Origin of the sequence: Citrobacter amalonaticus, from assembly GCF_001559075.2 — a bacterium.
In the GTDB taxonomy this organism is placed as follows: Bacteria; Pseudomonadota; Gammaproteobacteria; order Enterobacterales; family Enterobacteriaceae; genus Citrobacter_A; species Citrobacter_A amalonaticus_F.
Genome location: NZ_CP014015.2, coordinates 811,449 through 831,457, shown reverse-complemented (window position 1 = coordinate 831,457; position 20,009 = coordinate 811,449). Strand labels below are relative to the sequence as shown.

General features: G+C 52.4%; 14 protein-coding genes. 10 read left to right on the top strand and 4 right to left on the bottom strand.

The genetic code is table 11. The features are described 5' to 3' along the window. Positions 1 to 13: 13 nt before the first annotated feature. Positions 14 to 2,770, bottom strand: coding sequence for a two-component sensor histidine kinase BarA (gene barA / locus AL479_RS03995; protein WP_105291716.1), 2,757 nt, complete (start codon positions 2,768 to 2,770; stop codon positions 14 to 16). Between the two features lie 57 nt (positions 2,771 to 2,827). On the opposite strand from barA, the gene rlmD reads away from it, so the two are divergent. From rlmD to eno, 5 genes are all read left to right on the top strand, one after another. Next, positions 2,828 to 4,126 (top strand): 23S rRNA (uracil(1939)-C(5))-methyltransferase RlmD, encoded by a 1,299-nt coding sequence (gene rlmD, locus AL479_RS03990; RefSeq protein ID WP_061075137.1) that lies wholly within the window; start codon positions 2,828 to 2,830, stop codon positions 4,124 to 4,126. 51 nt (positions 4,127 to 4,177) lie between these two features. Next, positions 4,178 to 6,412 carry a GTP diphosphokinase gene (gene relA, locus AL479_RS03985; RefSeq protein WP_061075136.1) on the top strand — a complete coding sequence of 745 codons (2,235 nt, stop codon included), beginning with the start codon at positions 4,178 to 4,180 and terminating at the stop codon, positions 6,410 to 6,412. Between the two features lie 60 nt (positions 6,413 to 6,472). Next, positions 6,473 to 7,264, top strand: coding sequence for a nucleoside triphosphate pyrophosphohydrolase (gene mazG / locus AL479_RS03980; RefSeq protein ID WP_061075135.1), 792 nt, complete (start codon positions 6,473 to 6,475; stop codon positions 7,262 to 7,264). 224 nt (positions 7,265 to 7,488) lie between these two features. After that, entirely contained in the window at positions 7,489 to 9,126 is a 1,638-nt protein-coding gene (pyrG, locus tag AL479_RS03975; protein ID WP_042999517.1) for a glutamine hydrolyzing CTP synthase, read from the top strand. An 89-nt stretch (positions 9,127 to 9,215) separates the two neighbouring features. Beyond that, positions 9,216 to 10,511 carry a phosphopyruvate hydratase gene (gene eno / locus AL479_RS03970; RefSeq protein WP_042322547.1) on the top strand — a complete coding sequence of 432 codons (1,296 nt, stop codon included), beginning with the start codon at positions 9,216 to 9,218 and terminating at the stop codon, positions 10,509 to 10,511. Positions 10,512 to 10,568: 57 nt separating this feature from the next. Here the strand turns inward: eno and AL479_RS03965 are convergent, their stop codons facing one another. Then, a complete protein-coding gene (locus AL479_RS03965; protein WP_061075134.1) occupies positions 10,569 to 11,393 on the bottom strand; it encodes a MurR/RpiR family transcriptional regulator in 825 nt (274 codons plus the stop codon). A gap of 165 nt (positions 11,394 to 11,558) precedes the next feature. Here AL479_RS03965 and AL479_RS03960 point away from each other — a divergent pair, with 165 nt between their 5' ends. The 3 genes from AL479_RS03960 (at position 11,559) to queE (ending at position 14,547) form a co-directional block, all read left to right on the top strand. Next, positions 11,559 to 13,115 (top strand): maltose/glucose-specific PTS transporter subunit IIC, encoded by a 1,557-nt coding sequence (locus AL479_RS03960; RefSeq protein ID WP_061077922.1) that lies wholly within the window; start codon positions 11,559 to 11,561, stop codon positions 13,113 to 13,115. Then, positions 13,115 to 13,804 carry an N-acetylmannosamine-6-phosphate 2-epimerase gene (locus tag AL479_RS03955; RefSeq protein ID WP_061075133.1) on the top strand — a complete coding sequence of 230 codons (690 nt, stop codon included), beginning with the start codon at positions 13,115 to 13,117 and terminating at the stop codon, positions 13,802 to 13,804. Before AL479_RS03960 ends, AL479_RS03955 begins: the two co-directional genes overlap by 1 nt. Positions 13,805 to 13,875: 71 nt before the next feature. Next, positions 13,876 to 14,547, top strand: coding sequence for a 7-carboxy-7-deazaguanine synthase QueE (gene queE, locus AL479_RS03950; RefSeq protein WP_042999521.1), 672 nt, complete (start codon positions 13,876 to 13,878; stop codon positions 14,545 to 14,547). 36 nt (positions 14,548 to 14,583) lie between these two features. Here the strand turns inward: queE and AL479_RS03945 are convergent, their stop codons facing one another. Continuing rightward, complete coding sequence (locus AL479_RS03945; protein ID WP_061075132.1) at positions 14,584 to 16,062, bottom strand: FGGY-family carbohydrate kinase; 1,479 nt, start codon at positions 16,060 to 16,062, stop codon at positions 14,584 to 14,586. A gap of 26 nt (positions 16,063 to 16,088) precedes the next feature. Beyond that, complete coding sequence (locus AL479_RS03940; protein ID WP_061075131.1) at positions 16,089 to 17,387, bottom strand: MFS transporter; 1,299 nt, start codon at positions 17,385 to 17,387, stop codon at positions 16,089 to 16,091. A gap of 318 nt (positions 17,388 to 17,705) precedes the next feature. Between AL479_RS03940 and AL479_RS03935 the strand changes: the two genes are divergently transcribed. Both AL479_RS03935 and AL479_RS03930 read left to right on the top strand, forming a co-directional pair. After that, positions 17,706 to 18,491 (top strand): SDR family oxidoreductase, encoded by a 786-nt coding sequence (locus AL479_RS03935; protein WP_061075130.1) that lies wholly within the window; start codon positions 17,706 to 17,708, stop codon positions 18,489 to 18,491. Between the two features lie 62 nt (positions 18,492 to 18,553). Continuing rightward, complete coding sequence (locus tag AL479_RS03930; RefSeq protein WP_061075129.1) at positions 18,554 to 20,008, top strand: FAD-binding oxidoreductase; 1,455 nt, start codon at positions 18,554 to 18,556, stop codon at positions 20,006 to 20,008. The last annotated feature ends 1 nt before the right edge of the window (position 20,009 follow it).

The window sequence follows — 20,009 nt, the reverse complement described above, 5'->3', positions numbered from 1 at the left end:
ATGCCAGTCCGGCCTATAACAGCCATTTTCGCGCTTCACGCGCCACGTTATCCATCTCGTCCAGCAGTTCCAGAAACTCGGGCTCCAGATCTTCTTCTGGCGTCCCTTCGCGTAGCTGGCTTTCCAGTAACTGACACAAACTCTTCATGCGCGGTACGCCGCTATAACCGCAACTGCCATGCAGCTTATGAATCAAATCGATTAAGCCTTGCGGATTTTCCCCCACCAGTTGCTCTTCGATTTTATTACGCACTTCCGGCAAGAAATCGATCAGCATTTGCAGCATATCGCGTGCCAGATCGGGTTTTCCGGCGGCCTGACGCAGCGCCAGTTGCCAGTCCAGCGTGGCATTCGGGTTGAAAACCGGTTCGATCGGTTCAGCGCTAAGCTGGCGCGTCGGGGTACTTGCGCCGGGTTTGTAGCGTTGCAGCAGGTTAAACAGCTTTTCTTCTTCGATCGGTTTTGCCAGATAATCATTCATTCCGGCACTCAGCAATTTCTCTTTCTGGCCAGCCATCGCGTGCGCGGTGACGGCGATCACCGGGGTTTGCTGTTGATGAGGAAGCTGGTGGATCAGTTCGCAGGCCCGAATGCCATCCATGTCCGGCATCTGAATATCCATCAGGATCAGATCAAACTGCATCTGCTTCGCGCGATCGACCGCCTGTTGGCCGCTATCGCACAGTTCAACGTGTTGAACCAGATCGTCCAGCAGTGCGCCGATCAGCTTCAGGTTGGCTGGATTATCATCAACCGCCATAACCGTCATAGCAATTTTGCTCTCGTCTGAGACCAGCGCGTTTTCGTGGGGGTTCTGACGACACAAATCCACCAGTGCTGGCAGCAGACGCGTGGAGGTCAGGGGTTTTAGCAGACAGCTGGCCACGCCGTCCTGTTTGAGTTTCTCGGCATTTACCTGAGCGTGGCACGGCAGCGCCAGCATCAGGAATTCGGCCATTTGGGTCGCCTGAATCAGCCGTTCGTGCTGCATTGTCAGCGGCTCTTTGAAGGTGACGGCAACGCCAAGCAGCATAAAGTCGTAGTGCTCAACGGCCAGTGCGGAAAACGTTGGGCTATAAACCACCTCCAGCGGCGTTTCGCTGAGAATGTCCAGCGTACACTGTGCGGCAGCGGCATTTGGCTCAATGTAGGCAATACGTTTACCTGCCAGACACGTGGTGGCCGGGCCATCCTTAATCACATTCGGATTCAGATCGAGATTGATATGGAACCAGAAGGTTGAGCCGCGATTCGGCTGGCTGTGGAAGGAGATATCGCCGCCCATCTCGTTAACCAGTTTCTGTGTGATCACCAGCCCCAGCCCGGTGCCGCCGTGACGACGGGAAATACTGGCATCGGCCTGACGGAAAGCCTGGAACAGGCGCGACTGGTCGCGTTCGGGGATGCCGATGCCGGTATCGCGGATCTGCACTTCGATCTGCACTTTGGTGTTACTCAGCGAGCGCTTTTCCACCAGAATGTCGATGTTGCCGCTCTCGGTGAATTTAATCGCGTTGCCGACCAGATTGGTGATGACCTGCTGTAAACGCAGCGGGTCGCCAATCACGTTATCCGGTACGTCATTCTTAATATTGAGCGTCAGCTCCAGCCCCTTGTCGTGCGACGAATGCGCCAGCAGCGTCACCACTTCATCAAGCGTATTGCGAAGTGCAAAGGGAATGCTTTCGAGAATAAGTTTACCCGCTTCCAGCTTAGAGAAATCGAGAACGTCGTTGATGATTGCCAGCAGGTTATTTGCCGAACGCTCGATGGTATTCAGGTGGTCGCGCTGGGTGGTATTCAGCTCGGTTTTCAGCGTCAGGCGCGTAAAGCCGATCACGCCGTTCAGCGGGGTGCGCAGCTCATGGGACATGTTGGCCAAAAACTCAGACTTGATGCGCGCGGCTTCCTGCGCACGTTTTTTCGCCAGGTCCAGCTCGACGTTCTGGATCTCCATCTGCTCGAGCGTTTCACGCAAATCGGAGGTCGCCTGATCGATATTGTGCTGCATCTCTTCGTGATAGGCAGCGAGCGACATGGCCATCGAGTTAATGCCGTTTTTCAACACATCCAGCTCGCCGAGCATAAAGCCCTCAACGCGGCTGTCGAGTTGCCCCCGGCGGATGCGGTCAACCGTATTGACCATGTTACGAATCGGCCCTGTCACATCGCGCATCAGACGCCAGCCAAAGATCAGCGCAATGCCTATACAAAACAGCATCATGACGGAAGAAATGAAGATTTCTTTATACTGTTGTAAGCGGACCGACTTGAGATCTAGCTCAAGCGCCACATATCCCAACATATTACCCGCGTTTTTCGCGTCAGTAGCCGGGGATTCATCAAGCGAATAGCTTTCGGAAATGATCGGCGTGCGCAGGATTAAAATATCGCCATGACGCTCAACGCTCAGTCGGCGTGGAAACGGTGAGCCCGGAGGCAGCTGCATTTCCGACGGATTGAGATTGAAATTCGAGGTGACGAAGAGGTGATTATTCTCGTCGTAGACCGAAATCGCCCGCACAATCTCTGAGTGGCGGCGATGCAAAACGCTGATGAGCTGGCCGATGGATTCGCGGTTTTGCAGGTTCATACCGTATTCGGTAGAGACCGCGAGAGGCTCGATGATACTGGCACCGGCATCTTCCAGTTGACGCTGCAAGTCGTGGTAGCGATGCACAACGAAAAAGATACTGAGCAGTAAACCGATAAGTACGGTCGGGGCCAGGATCAGAATCATCATGCGAGCGCGCAGGCTGTAGTTGGTCATGGAGTTCCGTTATGGGACAATTAGGGTCACACTGTTAAATTGAGAATATTCTCGTCGATGGCGCAATTCTACTCTGCAAAACGGCGCGTGACGACGCGCCAGATCATAACCGTTACCGTCAATGACCTCGATTCTTTTGGTCAGGGCGTTGCGCGACACAACGGAAAGACGTTGTTTATCCCCGGATTGTTGCCGCAGGAAAGTGCGGACGTGGCGATCACCGAAGATAAAAAACAGTACGCGAAAGCCCAGGTTAAGCGCCGTTTGAATGATAGCCCGGATCGCGTCACGCCGCGCTGTCCGCACTTTGGCATTTGCGGCGGCTGTCAGCAACAGCACGCCAGCATCGAACTGCAGCAGCGCAGTAAAAGCGCCGCGCTGTCACGCCTGATGAACAACAATGTCACTGAGGTGATCGCCGATGCGCCGTGGGGCTATCGCCGCCGCGCTCGGTTAAGTCTCAACTACCAGCCGAAGACCCAGCAGTTCCAGATGGGGTTTCGCAAGTCAGCGTCCAGCGACATCGTTGATGTCAGACAGTGCCCCATTCTGGCGCCCCAACTTGAAGCATTGCTGCCCGATCTCAGGGCATGCCTCGGCAGCCTGCAGGGAATTCGCCATCTGGGACACGTTGAACTGGTGCAGGCAGGCAGCGGCACGCTGATGATTCTGCGCCATACCGCGCCGTTAAGCGGCGCGGATAACGAAAAACTGGAACGCTTTTCGCATTCAAAGGGACTGTCTCTGTATCTGGCGCCGCAAAGCGAGATACTGGAAACGGTTTCTGGTCAGACGCCCTGGTATGAATCAAACGGGCTACGCTTAAACTTTAGTCCGCGTGATTTTATTCAGGTCAATGCAGGGGTGAACCAGAAAATGGTGACCAGCGCGCTGGAATGGCTGGACGTACAGCCTGGCGATCGCGTGCTGGATCTCTTCTGCGGGATGGGCAATTTTACACTCCCGCTGGCAACCCGGGCGGCAAGCGTCGTCGGGGTGGAAGGCGTACCTGCGCTGGTGGAAAAAGGGCGCGAAAATGCACAACAAAATGGGTTACACAATGTGACATTCTTTCATGAAAATCTTGAAGAGGATGTTACCCGACAGCCGTGGGCCAAAAACGGTTTTGATAAAATCTTGCTCGACCCTGCGCGCGCAGGGGCTGCGGGCGTGATGCAACATATTATAAAATTGCAGCCTGGCCGTATTGTTTATGTATCCTGTAATCCTGCCACGCTGGCGCGTGATAGTGAGGCGTTATTACGCGCAGGATACCAGATACAGCGGCTGGCGATGCTCGACATGTTCCCCCACACGGGACACCTGGAATCGATGGTATTGTTTGAGCATTCATAATGAATCACGACTTGTCGACTTCGACAGGTCACGTCCCTTAAGGAGAGGACAATGGTTGCGGTAAGAAGTGCACATTTAAACAAAGCTGGGGAATTTGACCCGAAAAAGTGGATCGAAAGTCTTGGGATCACCAGCCAGCAGTCATGTGAACGCTTAGCCGAAACCTGGGCGTATTGCCTGCAACAGACACAGGGGCATCCAGATGCGGAACTGCTGCTGTGGCGTGGCGTGGAGATGGTGGAAATCCTCTCGACGCTGAGTATGGATATCGACACGCTGCGGGCTGCGCTACTGTTCCCTCTGGCAGATGCCAATGTCGTTAGCGAAGATACCCTGCAGGAAAGCGTAGGTAAGTCTATCGTCAATCTGATTCATGGCGTGCGTGACATGGCGGCCATTCGCCAACTGAAAGCGACCCATACCGATTCCGTCTCCTCCGAGCAGGTCGACAACGTGCGGCGCATGCTGCTGGCGATGGTCGACGATTTCCGCTGCGTGGTCATTAAACTTGCCGAACGAATCGCTCATCTGCGCGAGGTGAAAGACGCGCCGGAAGATGAGCGCGTGCTGGCGGCGAAAGAGTGCACCAATATCTACGCGCCGCTGGCGAACCGATTAGGCATCGGGCAGTTGAAGTGGGAGCTGGAAGATTATTGCTTCCGCTATCTGCATCCTGCCGAGTACAAACGCATTGCCAAACTGCTGCACGAACGCCGTATCGATCGTGAGCATTACATAGAAGAGTTCGTGGGGCATCTGCGCTCAGAGATGAAAACGGAAGGCGTAAAGGCGGAAGTGTACGGGCGCCCGAAACACATCTACAGCATCTGGCGAAAAATGCAGAAAAAGCATCTGGCATTTGATGAGCTGTTTGACGTCCGCGCCGTGCGTATCGTCGCCGAGCGATTGCAGGATTGTTACGCCGCGCTGGGGATTGTGCACACGCACTATCGCCATCTGCCGGATGAGTTTGACGACTATGTCGCCAACCCGAAACCGAATGGCTATCAGTCGATTCACACCGTGGTGTTGGGGCCGGGCGGCAAAACGGTTGAGATCCAGATTCGCACCAAGCAGATGCACGAGGATGCCGAGCTGGGCGTCGCCGCGCACTGGAAGTACAAAGAAGGCGCAGCCGCAGGCGGAGCGCGTTCCGGCCATGAGGATCGCATTGCCTGGCTGCGTAAGCTGATCGCCTGGCAGGAAGAGATGGCGGACTCTGGCGAAATGCTCGACGAAGTGCGCAGTCAGGTGTTTGACGATCGGGTCTACGTCTTTACGCCGAAAGGCGATGTCGTGGATCTGCCCGCTGGCTCCACGCCGCTCGACTTTGCGTATCACATTCACAGTGATGTGGGGCACCGTTGTATTGGGGCGAAAATCGGTGGGCGCATCGTGCCGTTTACCTATCAGTTGCAGATGGGCGATCAGATCGAAATCATCACCCAGAAACAGCCGAACCCGAGCCGTGACTGGCTGAATCCGAACCTGGGCTATGTGACGACCAGCCGTGGGCGCTCGAAAATCCACGCCTGGTTCCGCAAACAGGATCGGGACAAGAACATCCTTGCCGGACGGCAGATTCTGGACGACGAGTTGTCGCATTTAGGGATCAGCCTGAAAGAAGCGGAAAAGCATCTGCTGCCGCGCTACAACTTCAACGAGCTGGAGGAACTGCTGGCGGCGATTGGCGGGGGCGATATCCGTCTGAATCAGATGGTGAACTTCCTGCAATCGCAGTTCAACAAACCGAGCGCCGCCGAAGAAGATGCCGCCGCGCTGAAACAGCTTCAGCAGAAAACGCATGCTCCGCAGAACCGGCGTAAAGACGATGGTCGTGTCGTTGTGGAAGGCGTAGGTAATCTGATGCATCACATTGCCCGCTGCTGCCAGCCGATTCCGGGCGATGAGATTGTTGGATTCATTACCCAGGGCCGCGGGATTTCCGTCCATCGGGCGGACTGTGAGCAACTGGTCGAACTGCGTGCGCATGCGCCGGAACGCCTTGTGGAGGCCGTCTGGGGCGAAAGCTATTCGGCGGGATATTCGCTGGTGGTGCGCGTACAGGCCAACGATCGCAGCGGCTTACTGCGTGATATCACGACGATTCTGGCAAACGAGAAGGTCAATGTGCTCGGCGTTGCCAGTCGTAGCGATACCAAACAGCAGCTTGCTACTATCGATATGACGATTGAAATCTACAACCTGCAGGTGCTGGGACGCGTGCTCAGCAAGTTGAATCAGGTACCCGATGTGATTGACGCGCGTCGTTTGCACGGCAATTAATTTTACTTTCCAGGCCCGCTGGCGTTTCGCTCATCGGGCCTGTGTTTTCAGGATGTTCCAATGACTCAAATTGACCGCCTGCTTGGCATCATGCAACGCCTGCGCGACCCGGAAACCGGCTGTCCGTGGGATAACGAACAGACTTTCGCCACGCTCGCCCCTTACACCCTTGAAGAAACCTACGAAGTGCTCGACGCGATTTCCCGTGAGGATTTTGACGACCTGCGCGGCGAACTGGGCGATCTGCTGTTTCAGGTGGTGTTTTACGCGCAGATAGCCCAGGAAGAAGGGCGCTTTGATTTCAATGATATTTGTGCCGCTATCAGTGACAAACTTGAGCGCCGCCATCCGCATGTTTTTGCCGAGGCTTCCGCCCGCAACAGCAGTGAAGTGCTGGCCCGCTGGGAACAAATCAAAACAGGCGAACGGGCGGAAAAAGCGCAGCATTCTGCCCTCGATGATATTCCGCGCAGTTTACCCGCGCTGATGCGGGCGCAGAAAATCCAGAAACGCTGTTCGAATGTCGGTTTTGACTGGACGACGCTGGGGCCGGTGGTTGATAAGGTGTACGAAGAGATCGACGAGGTCATGCATGAGGCCCGGCAGGTCGTTGTCGACCAGGCTAAACTGGAAGAGGAAATGGGCGATTTGCTGTTTGCCACCGTCAATATGGCCCGTCATTTAGGCACCAAAGCGGAGACCGCGCTGCAAAAAGCCAACGAAAAGTTCGAGCGGCGTTTTCGTGAGGTCGAACGGATTGTGGCGGCGCGGGGCCTGGAAATGACTGGTGTTGACCTGGAAACGATGGAAGAAGTCTGGCAGCAGGTAAAACGGCAGGAAATTGATCTCTAAGGAAATTGAGCGGTCAAGGGCGTTTTGTGTGATTTTTTAAATAACAAGCGCTTGATTTGCGTCAAAAACATTTACCCCAAAGGGGCTATTTTCTCACTCCCGATGTTAAATGTGAGCTGACGAAGAGGAGGGATAATGAAAGTTTGTGGCGTACGTCATGTTCGGGTATACTACTTTCCCGTCCTGGTTATTCCATCGTTTCACCCTAACTTCTCAGGTTCAGCATGACAACGAACTATATTTTTGTGACCGGCGGGGTCGTATCCTCTCTGGGTAAAGGCATTGCCGCAGCCTCCCTCGCAGCCATTCTTGAAGCCCGTGGCCTCAACGTGACCATCATGAAACTGGATCCGTATATCAACGTCGATCCTGGCACCATGAGCCCAATCCAACACGGGGAAGTGTTCGTTACTGAAGACGGCGCTGAAACCGACCTGGACCTGGGTCACTACGAGCGTTTCATTCGCACTAAAATGAGCCGCCGCAACAACTTCACCACGGGTCGTATCTACTCTGACGTTCTGCGTAAAGAGCGCCGTGGCGACTATCTGGGCGCGACCGTACAGGTTATCCCGCACATCACCAATGCCATCAAAGAACGCGTGCTGGAAGGTGGCGAAGGCCATGACGTTGTTCTGGTTGAAATCGGCGGCACCGTCGGTGATATCGAATCTCTGCCGTTCCTTGAAGCGATTCGCCAGATGGCCGTTGAAATTGGCCGTGAACACACCCTGTTTATGCATCTGACGCTGGTTCCGTACATGGCGGCGGCAGGCGAAGTGAAAACAAAACCGACACAGCACTCTGTAAAAGAGCTGCTCTCTATCGGTATTCAGCCTGATATCCTGATTTGCCGCTCTGACCGCGCTGTCCCGGCTAACGAACGTGCGAAAATTGCATTGTTCTGTAACGTTCCGGAAAAAGCGGTGATTTCTCTGAAAGATGTCGATTCCATCTATAAAATTCCAGGCATGTTGAAATCGCAGGGCCTGGACGATTATATTTGTAAACGATTCAGCTTAGAGTGTCCGGAAGCTAACCTGGCCGAATGGGAACAGGTTATTTACGAAGAAGCGAACCCGGCAGGCGAAGTCACGATTGGGATGGTCGGCAAGTACATTGAACTGCCGGATGCCTATAAATCCGTGATTGAAGCGCTGAAACATGGCGGTCTGAAAAATCGCGTGACCGTCAACATCAAGCTGATTGATTCGCAGGATGTTGAAACGCGCGGTGTCGAAATCCTGAAAGATTTGGACGCTATCCTGATCCCTGGCGGCTTCGGCTACCGTGGTGTAGAAGGGAAGATCGCGACTGCACGCTATGCGCGTGAGAACAATATTCCTTATCTGGGCATTTGCCTGGGTATGCAGGTTGCGTTGATTGAGTTTGCGCGTAATGTCGCCGGTATGGACAACGCCAACTCGACGGAATTTGTGCCAGACTGTAAGTACCCGGTTGTGGCGCTGATTACCGAATGGCGTGACGAAGACGGTAACGTTGAAGTCCGTACCGAGAAGAGCGATCTGGGCGGCACCATGCGTCTTGGCGCGCAGCAGTGTCAGCTTGGCGACGATAGTCTGGTCCGTCAGTTGTACGGCACGCCGACTATTGTTGAGCGTCATCGCCATCGTTACGAAGTCAACAATATGCTGTTGAAACAGATTGAAGCTGCGGGTCTGCGCGTTGCAGGCCGTTCCGGTGATGATCAGTTGGTCGAGATCATTGAGGTACCGAATCATCCGTGGTTCGTGGCCTGTCAGTTCCATCCGGAATTTACTTCCACGCCACGTGATGGACATCCGCTGTTTGCTGGCTTTGTGAAAGCCGCCAGCGAGCATCAGAAGCGTCAGGCGAAGTAAGAAGTAAAAAAAGTTAGAACGGCAACGCGTACCAAAGGTACGCGTTGTTTGTCTGGAGTTTTAGTTTAACTTGTACTGAGGAAAACCTAATGTCCAAAATCGTTAAAGTCATCGGTCGTGAAATCATCGACTCCCGTGGTAACCCGACTGTTGAAGCCGAAGTACACCTGGAAGGTGGTTTCGTCGGTATGGCAGCAGCTCCGTCAGGTGCTTCTACGGGCTCCCGCGAAGCGCTGGAACTGCGCGATGGCGACAAATCCCGCTTCATGGGTAAAGGCGTACTGAAAGCTGTTGGCGCGGTTAACGGCCCGATCGCTCAGGCTATCCTTGGCAAAGATGCCAAAGATCAGGCTGGCATCGACAAGATCATGATCGATCTGGACGGTACTGAAAACAAATCCAACTTCGGTGCGAACGCCATCCTGGCGGTGTCTCTGGCTAACGCCAAAGCGGCGGCTGCTGCTAAAGGCATGCCGCTGTACGAGCACATCGCTGAGCTGAACGGTACTCCGGGCAAATACTCCATGCCGGTTCCGATGATGAACATCATCAACGGTGGTGAGCACGCTGACAACAACGTCGACATCCAGGAATTCATGATTCAGCCGGTTGGCGCGAAAACCCTGAAAGAAGCCGTACGTATGGGTTCTGAAGTGTTCCACAACCTGGCTAAAGTGCTGAAAGCGAAAGGCATGAACACCGCTGTGGGTGACGAAGGTGGCTATGCGCCGAACCTGGGCTCCAACGCTGAAGCGCTGGCTGTCATTGCTGAAGCGGTTAAAGCTGCTGGCTACGAGCTGGGCAAAGACATCACTCTGGCGATGGACTGTGCAGCATCTGAATTCTACAAAGACGGTAAATACGTTCTGGCTGGCGAAGGCAACAAAGCGTTCACCTCTGAAGAATTCACTCACTTCCTGGAAGACCTGACCAAACAGTACCCGATCGTTTCTATCGAAGACGGTCTGGACGAGTCTGACTGGGACGGTTTTGCATACCAGACCAAAGTACTGGGCGACAAAATCCAGCTGGTTGGTGACGATCTGTTCGTAACCAACACCAAGATCCTGAAAGAAGGTATCGAAAAAGGCATCGTTAACTCCATCCTGATCAAATTCAACCAGATCGGTTCTCTGACCGAAACGCTGGCTGCAATCAAGATGGCGAAAGACGCTGGCTACACGGCTGTGATCTCTCACCGTTCCGGTGAAACTGAAGACGCTACCATCGCTGACCTGGCTGTGGGTACCGCTGCAGGCCAGATCAAAACCGGTTCTATGAGCCGTTCTGACCGCGTTGCTAAATACAACCAGCTGATTCGTATCGAAGAAGCGCTGGGTGAAAAAGCACCGTACAACGGTCGTAAAGAGATCAAAGGTCAGTAATTTATTACTGTCGCTTTATGCTCTAAGAAACCCGCTTCGGCGGGTTTTTTTATGTCTTTAAAGCAGTAGCGGTAGGGTCGCGCTGGCCGTTTGCTGGCTCACATCGCTGTACTTTTCATCCAACGCAATCAGCGATGTCGTGAGCAGTTCTATCAACAGCATCACTCCCACCTTGGCGTTTAGCGCGCCGGCACTCAAGGGACCTTCTGGTTTGGCCGCGACCAGTTGAATATCACTCAGCGACGCTAACGGGCTGCGCGGCGTATTACTCAGCGCCAGTACGCGCACACCTTGCTTACGCGCCAGTTTTACGACATGCAGTAGATCGCGCGTGGAGCCTGAACTGGAAATCGCCACCACGAGCGTGTTTTTACTCAGCGTTGTGGCGTTCATGGCAGCACGATGCATGTCGCTGAACAACTGTGCGGGTTTTCCCAGACGCAGGAGTTTGTAATGTAAATATTCCCCCAGAATGGCACTGGCCGCTACGCCATAAATCTGCACTGACTGAGCCTGATGCAGTGCAAACGCGGCTGCTTCCAGTAGGGGCCTGTCGAGTAATTTTGCGGTGTCCTGCAGCGCTTGCACGGATTCATTGACCACATTGTCAATCTCATCACCGCTGTGCTCTACAGACTGTCCTTGTCGGAGATCGAGTGCCAGCGCCATTTTGAATTCGTTATAGCCCTTACACCCCAGCGTTCGACACAGACGTGTGACGCTAGCCTCGCTGGTGCCGCTTTCACGCGCCAGTTCGGTAATCGTCAGGTAGACAACTTTTGCCGGATCGCTAAGTACAAACTCTCCTAGCTTCTGTTGTGTTCGGCTATATCCATCAACGCTCTGGCGCAATCTCAGCAGCAGGTTTTCATTTTCTGACATGCAAAATCCTTAATGCGTTTATCTGTTGATAGTGTGGCGGAAAGCAGGGGAGAGATGCCAGACATTTTAAAAAAGTATGATCGGCTTCCTGGATTTTGATGATAATTTTCATTTATAAAAATAAATATGGTAAAAATTTTCATCAATAATCGAGGAGATGAAAAAATGATGCAAATGTTTAGCGGCGCCTCATCGGGGGGATGGTTTGAAAAAGCGCAGCGGTTCGGCAAATCCTTCATGCTGCCGATTGCGGTATTGCCCGCAGCAGGACTGTTGTTAGGGATTGGCGGCGCGTTGTCAAATCCAAACACATTGACGGCTTATCCGTTTTTAGATGTCGACTGGTTGCAGGCAATCTTCACGATCATGACCAGCGCAGGTTCTATTGTGTTTGCCAACCTGTCAGTACTCTTTGCGGTCGGTGTCGCCGTGGGGCTGGCGAAAACGGATAAAGGCACTGCCGGGCTTGCGGCATTGCTGGCATTTCTGGTGATGAACGCCACCATCAACGCCTTATTAACGCTCAATGGAACGCTGGCGCACGAGAACCCCGGTGCAGTTGGCCAGGGGATGACGCTGGGTATTCAGACGCTGGAAACGGGCGTGTTTGGTGGGGTGGTGATGGGTCTTGTCACCTGCGCGTTGCATAGCCGTTTCAATAAAGTCTCACTACCTCAGTTTCTCGGTTTTTTTAGCGGTTCGCGTTTTGTACCGATTATCAGCTCCCTTGCCGCGATAGTCGTGGGTGCGGTTATGACGGTGGTGTGGCCGCATTTCCAGAAACTCATTTTTGGACTGGGCGGTCTGGTGGATGCGACGGGCTATCTGGGGACGCTGTTGTACGGCTTCATCCTGCGTATGCTTGGTCCACTGGGTTTACACCATATCTTTTATTTGCCGTTCTGGACGACGGCGCTGGGCGGTAGCGAAATCGTCAACGGCCAGTTGGTTGAAGGTACGCAGCGGATTTTCTTTGCCCAACTTGCCGATCCGAATACGCAGCAGTTCTATGCGGGTACCGCGCGCTTTATGTCCGGGCGCTTTATCACCATGATGTTTGGCCTGCTTGGCGCATGTCTGGCGATGTACCACACCGCAAAGCCGGAGAATAGAAAGGTTGTCGCCGGACTGCTTTTGTCGGCAGCCCTGACCTCTTTCCTGACGGGAATCACTGAGCCCATTGAGTTTTCCTTCCTGTTTGTCGCGCCCGTGTTATACGTCATTCACGCCTTCTTCGATGGTCTGGCGTTTATGATCGCCCATATTTTACATATCACGATTGGGCAAACCTTTTCGGGCGGGCTTATCGATTTCCTCCTCTTCGGCGTGTTACAGGGAGAAGCTAAAACCAACTGGATGTACGTCCCTATGGTGGGAATACCGTGGTTCTTCCTTTACTACTTCACCTTCCGCTATTTGATCACCCGCTTTGGCTGGCTGACGCCGGGTCGTGAGAACACAGCCCCGGTTGAATCTGGCCTGCCGCAAAGTGAACGTGCAGCGGCAGTCATCGCTGGGCTGGGAGGCAAAGAGAATCTGGAAGAGGTGGACTGTTGCGCCACGCGCCTGCGCGTGACGGTGAAAGAGAGCAGCAAGGTAGATGAAGCGGCGCTGAAAGCGACCGGAGCGCGTGGCGTGATTATTCGCGGCAACGGCGTTCAGGTGATTTATGGCCCGCATGTCACCATCATTAAAAACGAAGTTGAAGAGATTTTATCGTAATGAAAATTGTACTGGATTCCCTGAAAGGTAAATTAATCGTCTCCTGTCAGGCGCTGGAAAATGAGCCTCTACACAGTCCGTTTATTATGTCACGTATGGCGCTGGCGGCAGCACAAGGCGGTGCGGCAGGTATCCGTGCGAACAGTGTGGTGGACGTTCGTGCGATCAAAGAGATGGTCTCCCTGCCGGTGATCGGGATCATCAAACGCGATTACCCTGGCAGTGAGGTGTTTATCACGGCCACTCTCCGGGAAGTGGATGAGCTGATGACCGTTGAGCCGGAAATTATTGCCCTGGATGCCACTGCGCGCCCGCGCCCCGGTGGGCAGACGCTGGAAGAACTGGTCACGCAGATCCGCGCTCGCTACCCGTCCGTACTACTGATGGCGGATATAGCAACCGTAGACGAGGCGGTGACAGCCGAGCGTCTGGGTTTTGACTGTGTGGGCACCACGCTCTACGGCTATACCGCAGAAACCGCCGGGCATGTGCTGGTGGAAAATGACTGTGGATTCTTACGTGAGGTGTTGGCAGCGGTCAGCGTTCCGGTCGTGGCGGAAGGGAACGTCGATACCCCGGAACGCGCCGCACATTGCCTGGCATTAGGCGCTCATACCGTGGTGGTTGGCGGGGCAATCACGCGTCCGCAGCAGATCACGGCACGCTTTATCGCGGCGATCGCCTCGTAAAGCACCGATGGGGCATGATACTTTGGTGGGGATCTGCGATAATTATCGTTTATCCCCATATTGAGAGCGCTATGCAGTACCCGATTAACGAGATGTTCCAGACCCTGCAAGGTGAGGGTTACTTTACCGGCGTCCCCGCCATTTTTATTCGTTTACAGGGATGCCCGGTTGGCTGTGCCTGGTGCGATACCAAACACACCTGGGATAAGCTTGAGGATCGGGAAGTCTCCCTGTACAGCATCCTGGCGAAAACCAAAGAGAGCGATAAATGGGGCGCGGCAAGCAGTGAAGATCTGCTGGCTGTGATTGGCCGACAGGGGTACACCGCGCGTCATGTGGTGATTACCGGCGGCGAACCGTGCATCCATGACCTGATGCCGCTTACCGATCTGCTGGAAAAGAACGGCTTTAGCTGCCAGATAGAGACCAGCGGTACGCACGAAGTGCGCTGCACACCTAATACCTGGGTGACCGTTTCTCCGAAGGTGAACATGCGCGGGGGTTATGATGTTCTGTCACAGGCGCTGGAACGTGCAAATGAGATCAAACACCCGGTCGGGCGCGTACGTGATATCGAAGCGCTGGACGAACTGCTCGCCACGCTGAGCGACGACAAACCGCGGGTGATTGCGCTGCAGCCCATCAGTCAGAAAGAAGATGCTACCCGCCTGTGCATTGATACCTGTATCGCGCGCAACTGGCGCCTGTCGATGCAGACGCATAAGTATCTGAATATTGCCTGATAAAAAGCCGGATTATGTATCCGGCTTTTTTTGGCATTAAGCGTTTGACCAGCTTTGTATTGCGTCCACCTTACTTAAATCACCGTGGAACACTTCATACGATTTTTTCAGAATCGGGTCGGTATGTTTCGTTAATTCCCGGAAGATCCCTTTGTTCATGGCTTCATAGCGTGCCGCATGTTCAGGAACCGGGATAAACACATCTTTCACCCGCACCATACTTTCAACCGCTTTCTGATAGGACGGATAAAGACCAAGCCCTACCGCCGTGTTGATAGCGGCCCCCAGACTCGCACAACCGTTAATGACGTTTCGACGGGCCGGAAGGTTGAATACGTCGGCAAAGATTTGCATGAACAGATCGCTGTTTGAGCCGCCGCCGGTGATGATCACCTGCTTAGCGAAATGATTCATCTCATGGCACATACTGTCGTAATTGTTTTTAAGCGTCAGCGCAACGCTCTCCAGAATAGAACGGTAAATCCAGGCGTAGTCCATGCTGGAATCAAAGCCAATCATGATCCCACGCTTGTACGGTTCCCAGGGATTGGTCAGCCAGTCCAGCACGGTCATCAGGCCATTGCAGCCGGGCGGGACGCTGGCGGCTTTCTTATTCAGCAAGTCCTCTGGCGACAGATCCTGCGCTTTCGCATCCTGCAGTAATGATTCACCTAACATATCCCGCAGCCAACTGACCGTCCACATCCCTTTGCGAATGCCATAACCTTCATAGAGCAGTGTTTCCGGAATCGAAGACATAATCGGCCAGTAAGCGACCGGATCTTTAGGTAGCGCTTTGCCATTCATCATCAGAGCGATGTAGGTCCCTAATGAGATCACCGCCGTTTCGTCATCCAGTAATCCTGCCCCCAGAGCCTCTACCGGTTTATCACTGGTGGTGCAAATGACCGGCAATCCGGTCGGGAAGCTTGTTGCCTTTGCGGCAGCATCGGTCAGATACCCGAGTACAGTGCCTGGCATCTGGACCTCAAACAGCATTTTGCGCGGGATATTAAATTTTCTCACGACTTCGGGGTCATCGCCCCATGACCAGGTTTTGTAATCCACCGGCCACTGACCAAAATAGTTGGCGATATTGTCTTTAAATTCACCGGTTAAGCGATGCGTCAGATAGCCTGAAAATGAGGTGACGTAGGCCACATCAGGATTTGTGTGCTCGTAGGGACGAGTGACGCGAGCATCCTGCCAGCTAATTAATGGCGCAGCGGGTGTGCCATCCGCTTTTAGCAGCGCACGGCAGCAGCGAATGGACCCGAGGCCAATTCCGACGATATCTTTTGGATCTCCCGCGTACTGGCTCATCAAGTCCTTGCCTGCAAAACACAATGATGCCCACACATCGTCGTCCGGATGTTCTGCCGTATCGGCATCAGGGGTGAACATGGGTTGCAGGAGCCCCTTTCCTTCACAAACCACATTACCTTCAAGATCGTACATCACGACTTTGGTACTCTGACTTCCCCCATCAATTCCAATGATGTATTTCTTTGACATTGTCGTTCTCCTTTCGTTTTCCGTTTTCACTCACCGGACGTTTCTGCGGTCAGTGATGTCATCTTTTCTGGTGCGTCATGGATGGTTCGAATTTTACGAAACAGTAAAAAAGTAAAGAGAATGACCATGCACAGCGCTGCCAGACCCATCAACCACATATTGCGATAGGCTTCTGCGGCCGGAAGGGTATCTTGCCAGTGACCCACGATCGGATAGACAAAGACGTCGGGTAGAAAACCGATCACCGAGCAGATACCGACAGTGGTTCCCATGATGTAAGGCGGTGTTCTGGCTTCGCCTGGACAGGCCCAGTAAAGCCCGCGTGAGGCATAACAGGTGAAGCCCAGCAGTAGAATAAGGCCGATCCCCATCACGACAGATTGCGGATTTGAATTGGTCACCAGCAGCGCGATTAACGCGATGGCTCCAACAATTGAGAGCAACTGAATCACGCGCGTTGGGGACTTAATTTTGCTGTAAGTGGTGATAATGCCGCCCAAAGGGCCGCAGATAGCGCGGAAAATTTTGTTGATGACGATTCCCATATAGCTCGCGGCTACCAGTGACATGCCATACATTTCAGTCAGATAGTTAGTGGAATAACTGAGGATGGCATAGATCGTAAAGACGCCAAAAATGACCATACTGCAGTACCAGGTGGTGCTGATCCGCAAAACGGTCAAAATATCCCTGAACTGGAATGCCTGTTTTTCTTCTTTCGCGCTGTCAATGTGTTGGGGACTGTCGCTGACAAAGAACCAGCACAGAATACCCAACAGGATATAAACCACGCTGTAAATCAGAATTACAGCTTTCAGGCTGTTGCTGTCATCCGGTGCGAAACGAGAGAAGACCCACATGGTAAAGACTGCCAGAGACATGACGCCAACCCCTCGCAGCCCTTCCATCCAGCCCATAATTTTCCCTTGTTCACTGTGATCTCCCAGTAATGACGCGGCTTTAATGGATACTGACCACAACATTAGAATCGTGGTGACAGCAAATGCGACCTGGATAAAGAGCATGACCCACAGTGGTGGGTAAGTCATCATCAACAGACCGAGTAATCCGGTAATAATCATTGCAGAGGTAATCATTTTGCGATGAGAGAGTTTATCAGCAATGACGCCACTGGGGGCATATAGAATAATAGCTGCAATACCAAATGTACTCATTATTAATCCAATCTCGGTATTGCTAAATCCCATGAATTTTGCCATGGGAATTTGATATATATAGCGTAAATAGGCCAGGTCAAAACTGACGCCGCCACTAAAACTAATAATAGCGAGCGTTATCCAACGGCGATATGAGTTGTGTTGCATATCGAATTCTCATTTTATGTAGACAAAAAAAAGAGAAAAATAAACCGCCCTTTCAGGTGGATTACTTTTCTCAGGTCTCTAGTAATTGCATTTAGAAATAACATGGAAGAGCGATGTGTAGTGTGAGAATAATCACGGTTCTTGTTTTTAACGATAATGATAAATTGAAAGAGGCTTCTGTGAGAACGATCACGTTAGATGTTTTGTCACTGTGCTAAAAATTCATCCCAGTTACCAGAGATAATGAGAAAGGTAACTTCCCTCTCACGGGGGAAGTTACCTTTCTTTTTTTTTGCCTTAAGAAATTTGGAGCTAACTATGTCGATCGAATCTCTCAACGCATTCTCAATGGATTTTTTCTCCCTGAAAGGGAAAACGGCAATCGTGACGGGGGGGAACAGCGGTTTGGGTCAGGCTTTTGCGATGGCACTGGCAAAAGCCGGGGCGAACCTGTTTATACCAAGCTTTGTAAAGGATAATGGTGAAACGAAGGAAATAATTGAAAAACAAGGTGTTGAAGTGGCGTTTATGCAGGTCGATATTACCGAAAAAGGTGCGCCACAGAAGATTATCGCCGCCTGCTGTGAACGTTTTGGTACCGTTGATATTCTGGTGAATAACGCGGGAATATGTAAGTTGAATAAGGTTCTGGACTTCGGTCGGGCCGACTGGGATCCAATGATTGATGTTAACCTGACGGCGGCGTTTGAGCTGAGTTACGAAGCCGCGAAAATTATGATTCCACAAAATAGCGGTAAAATTATTAACATTTGTTCTTTGTTCTCCTGGCTTGGTGGTCAGTGGTCCCCGGCTTATGCGGCAACCAAGCATGCTCTTGCAGGGTTCACTAAAGCGTATTGCGATGAACTGGGGCAATATAATATTCAGGTTAACGGTATTGCGCCGGGATATTATGCAACAGATATTACGCTAGCCACACGTAGTAATCCTGAAACAAATCAGCGTGTACTGGATCATATCCCCGCCAATCGTTGGGGTGATACTCAGGACCTAATGGGGGCAGCGATTTTTCTTGCCAGTCAGGCTTCAAATTACGTAAACGGTCATTTACTGGTTGTCGATGGCGGTTATTTAGTTCGCTAATTTTGTCAGGTGGTTTCTGTTTTTATTAATTATTCCAAGTTAATTATCAGGAAGGTATGACTATGTCTTTATCTCGAGAAGCGATTGTTGACCAGTTAAAAGAAATTGTCGGGTCCGAACGCGTAATCACCGATGAAACCGTGTTAAAGAAAAACAGTATTGACCGTTTTCGTAAATATGCAGATATTCACGGCGTTTACACGCTACCCATTCCTGCTGCCGTGGTGAAACTGGCGTCAACGGTACACGTTTCCCGCGTTCTGGCGTTTATGAATCAACATAAAATCAACGGAGTACCGCGCACTGGTGCCTCGGCAACGGAAGGAGGGCTGGAAACCGTTGTTAAAAATTCCGTGGTGCTGGACGGCGCTGGCATGAACCAAATCTTGAGTATCGACATTGAGAACATGCAGGCGACGGCACAGTGCGGCGTTCCGCTTGAGATTCTGGAAAACGCATTGCGTGAAAAGGGCTACACCACCGGACATTCCCCACAGTCTAAACCGCTGGCGCAGATGGGGGGACTGGTTGCGACCCGGAGTATCGGGCAGTTTTCTACGTTGTATGGTGCCATTGAGGATATGGTGGTCGGTCTGGAAGCAGTACTTGCGGATGGCACGGTAACCCGTATTAAGAACGTGCCGCGACGGGCGGCTGGGCCGGATATCCGCCACATTATCATCGGTAATGAAGGGGCGTTGTGCTATATCACTGAAGTTACGGTGAAAATATTTAAGTTCACGCCAGAGAACAACCTTTACTACGGTTACATTCTGGATGACATGAAAACCGGTTTTAACATCCTGCGTGAAGTGATGGTCGAAGGTTATCGTCCCTCTATTGCGCGTCTGTACGATGCAGAGGATGGCACTCAACATTTTACCCATTTTGCCGACGGCAAATGCGTGCTGATCTTTATGGCTGAGGGGAATCCTCGGATGGCAAAGGCAACGGGTGAAGGTATAGCGGAGATTGTGGCGCGTTATCCGCAGTGTACTCGCGTGGACAGTAAGCTGATTGAGCACTGGTTTAATCATCTCAACTGGGGCCCGGAAAAAGTGGCGGCTGAACGTGTACAGATCTTAAAAACGGGCAATATGGGCTTTACGACTGAGGTTTCCGGCAGTTGGAGCTGCATCCATCAAATCTACGAAAATGTGATTAATCGTATCCGCGATGAGTTCCCGCATGCGGATGACATCACCATGCTGGGTGGTCACTCTTCCCACAGTTATATCAACGGTACCAATATGTACTTTGTTTATGACTACAACGTAGTGGACTGCAAGCCAGAAGAGGAGATTGATAAGTACCATAATCCCCTTAACAAGATCATCTGCGAGGAGACGATCCGTCTCGGTGGGTCAATGGTGCATCACCACGGTATTGGCAAGCACCGTGTTCACTGGAGCAAGCTGGAGCATGGAAGCGCATGGACGCTGCTGGAAGGTCTCAAACGCCAGTTTGATCCAAATGGCATTATGAACGCGGGAACGATCTACCCGATTGAGAAATAAA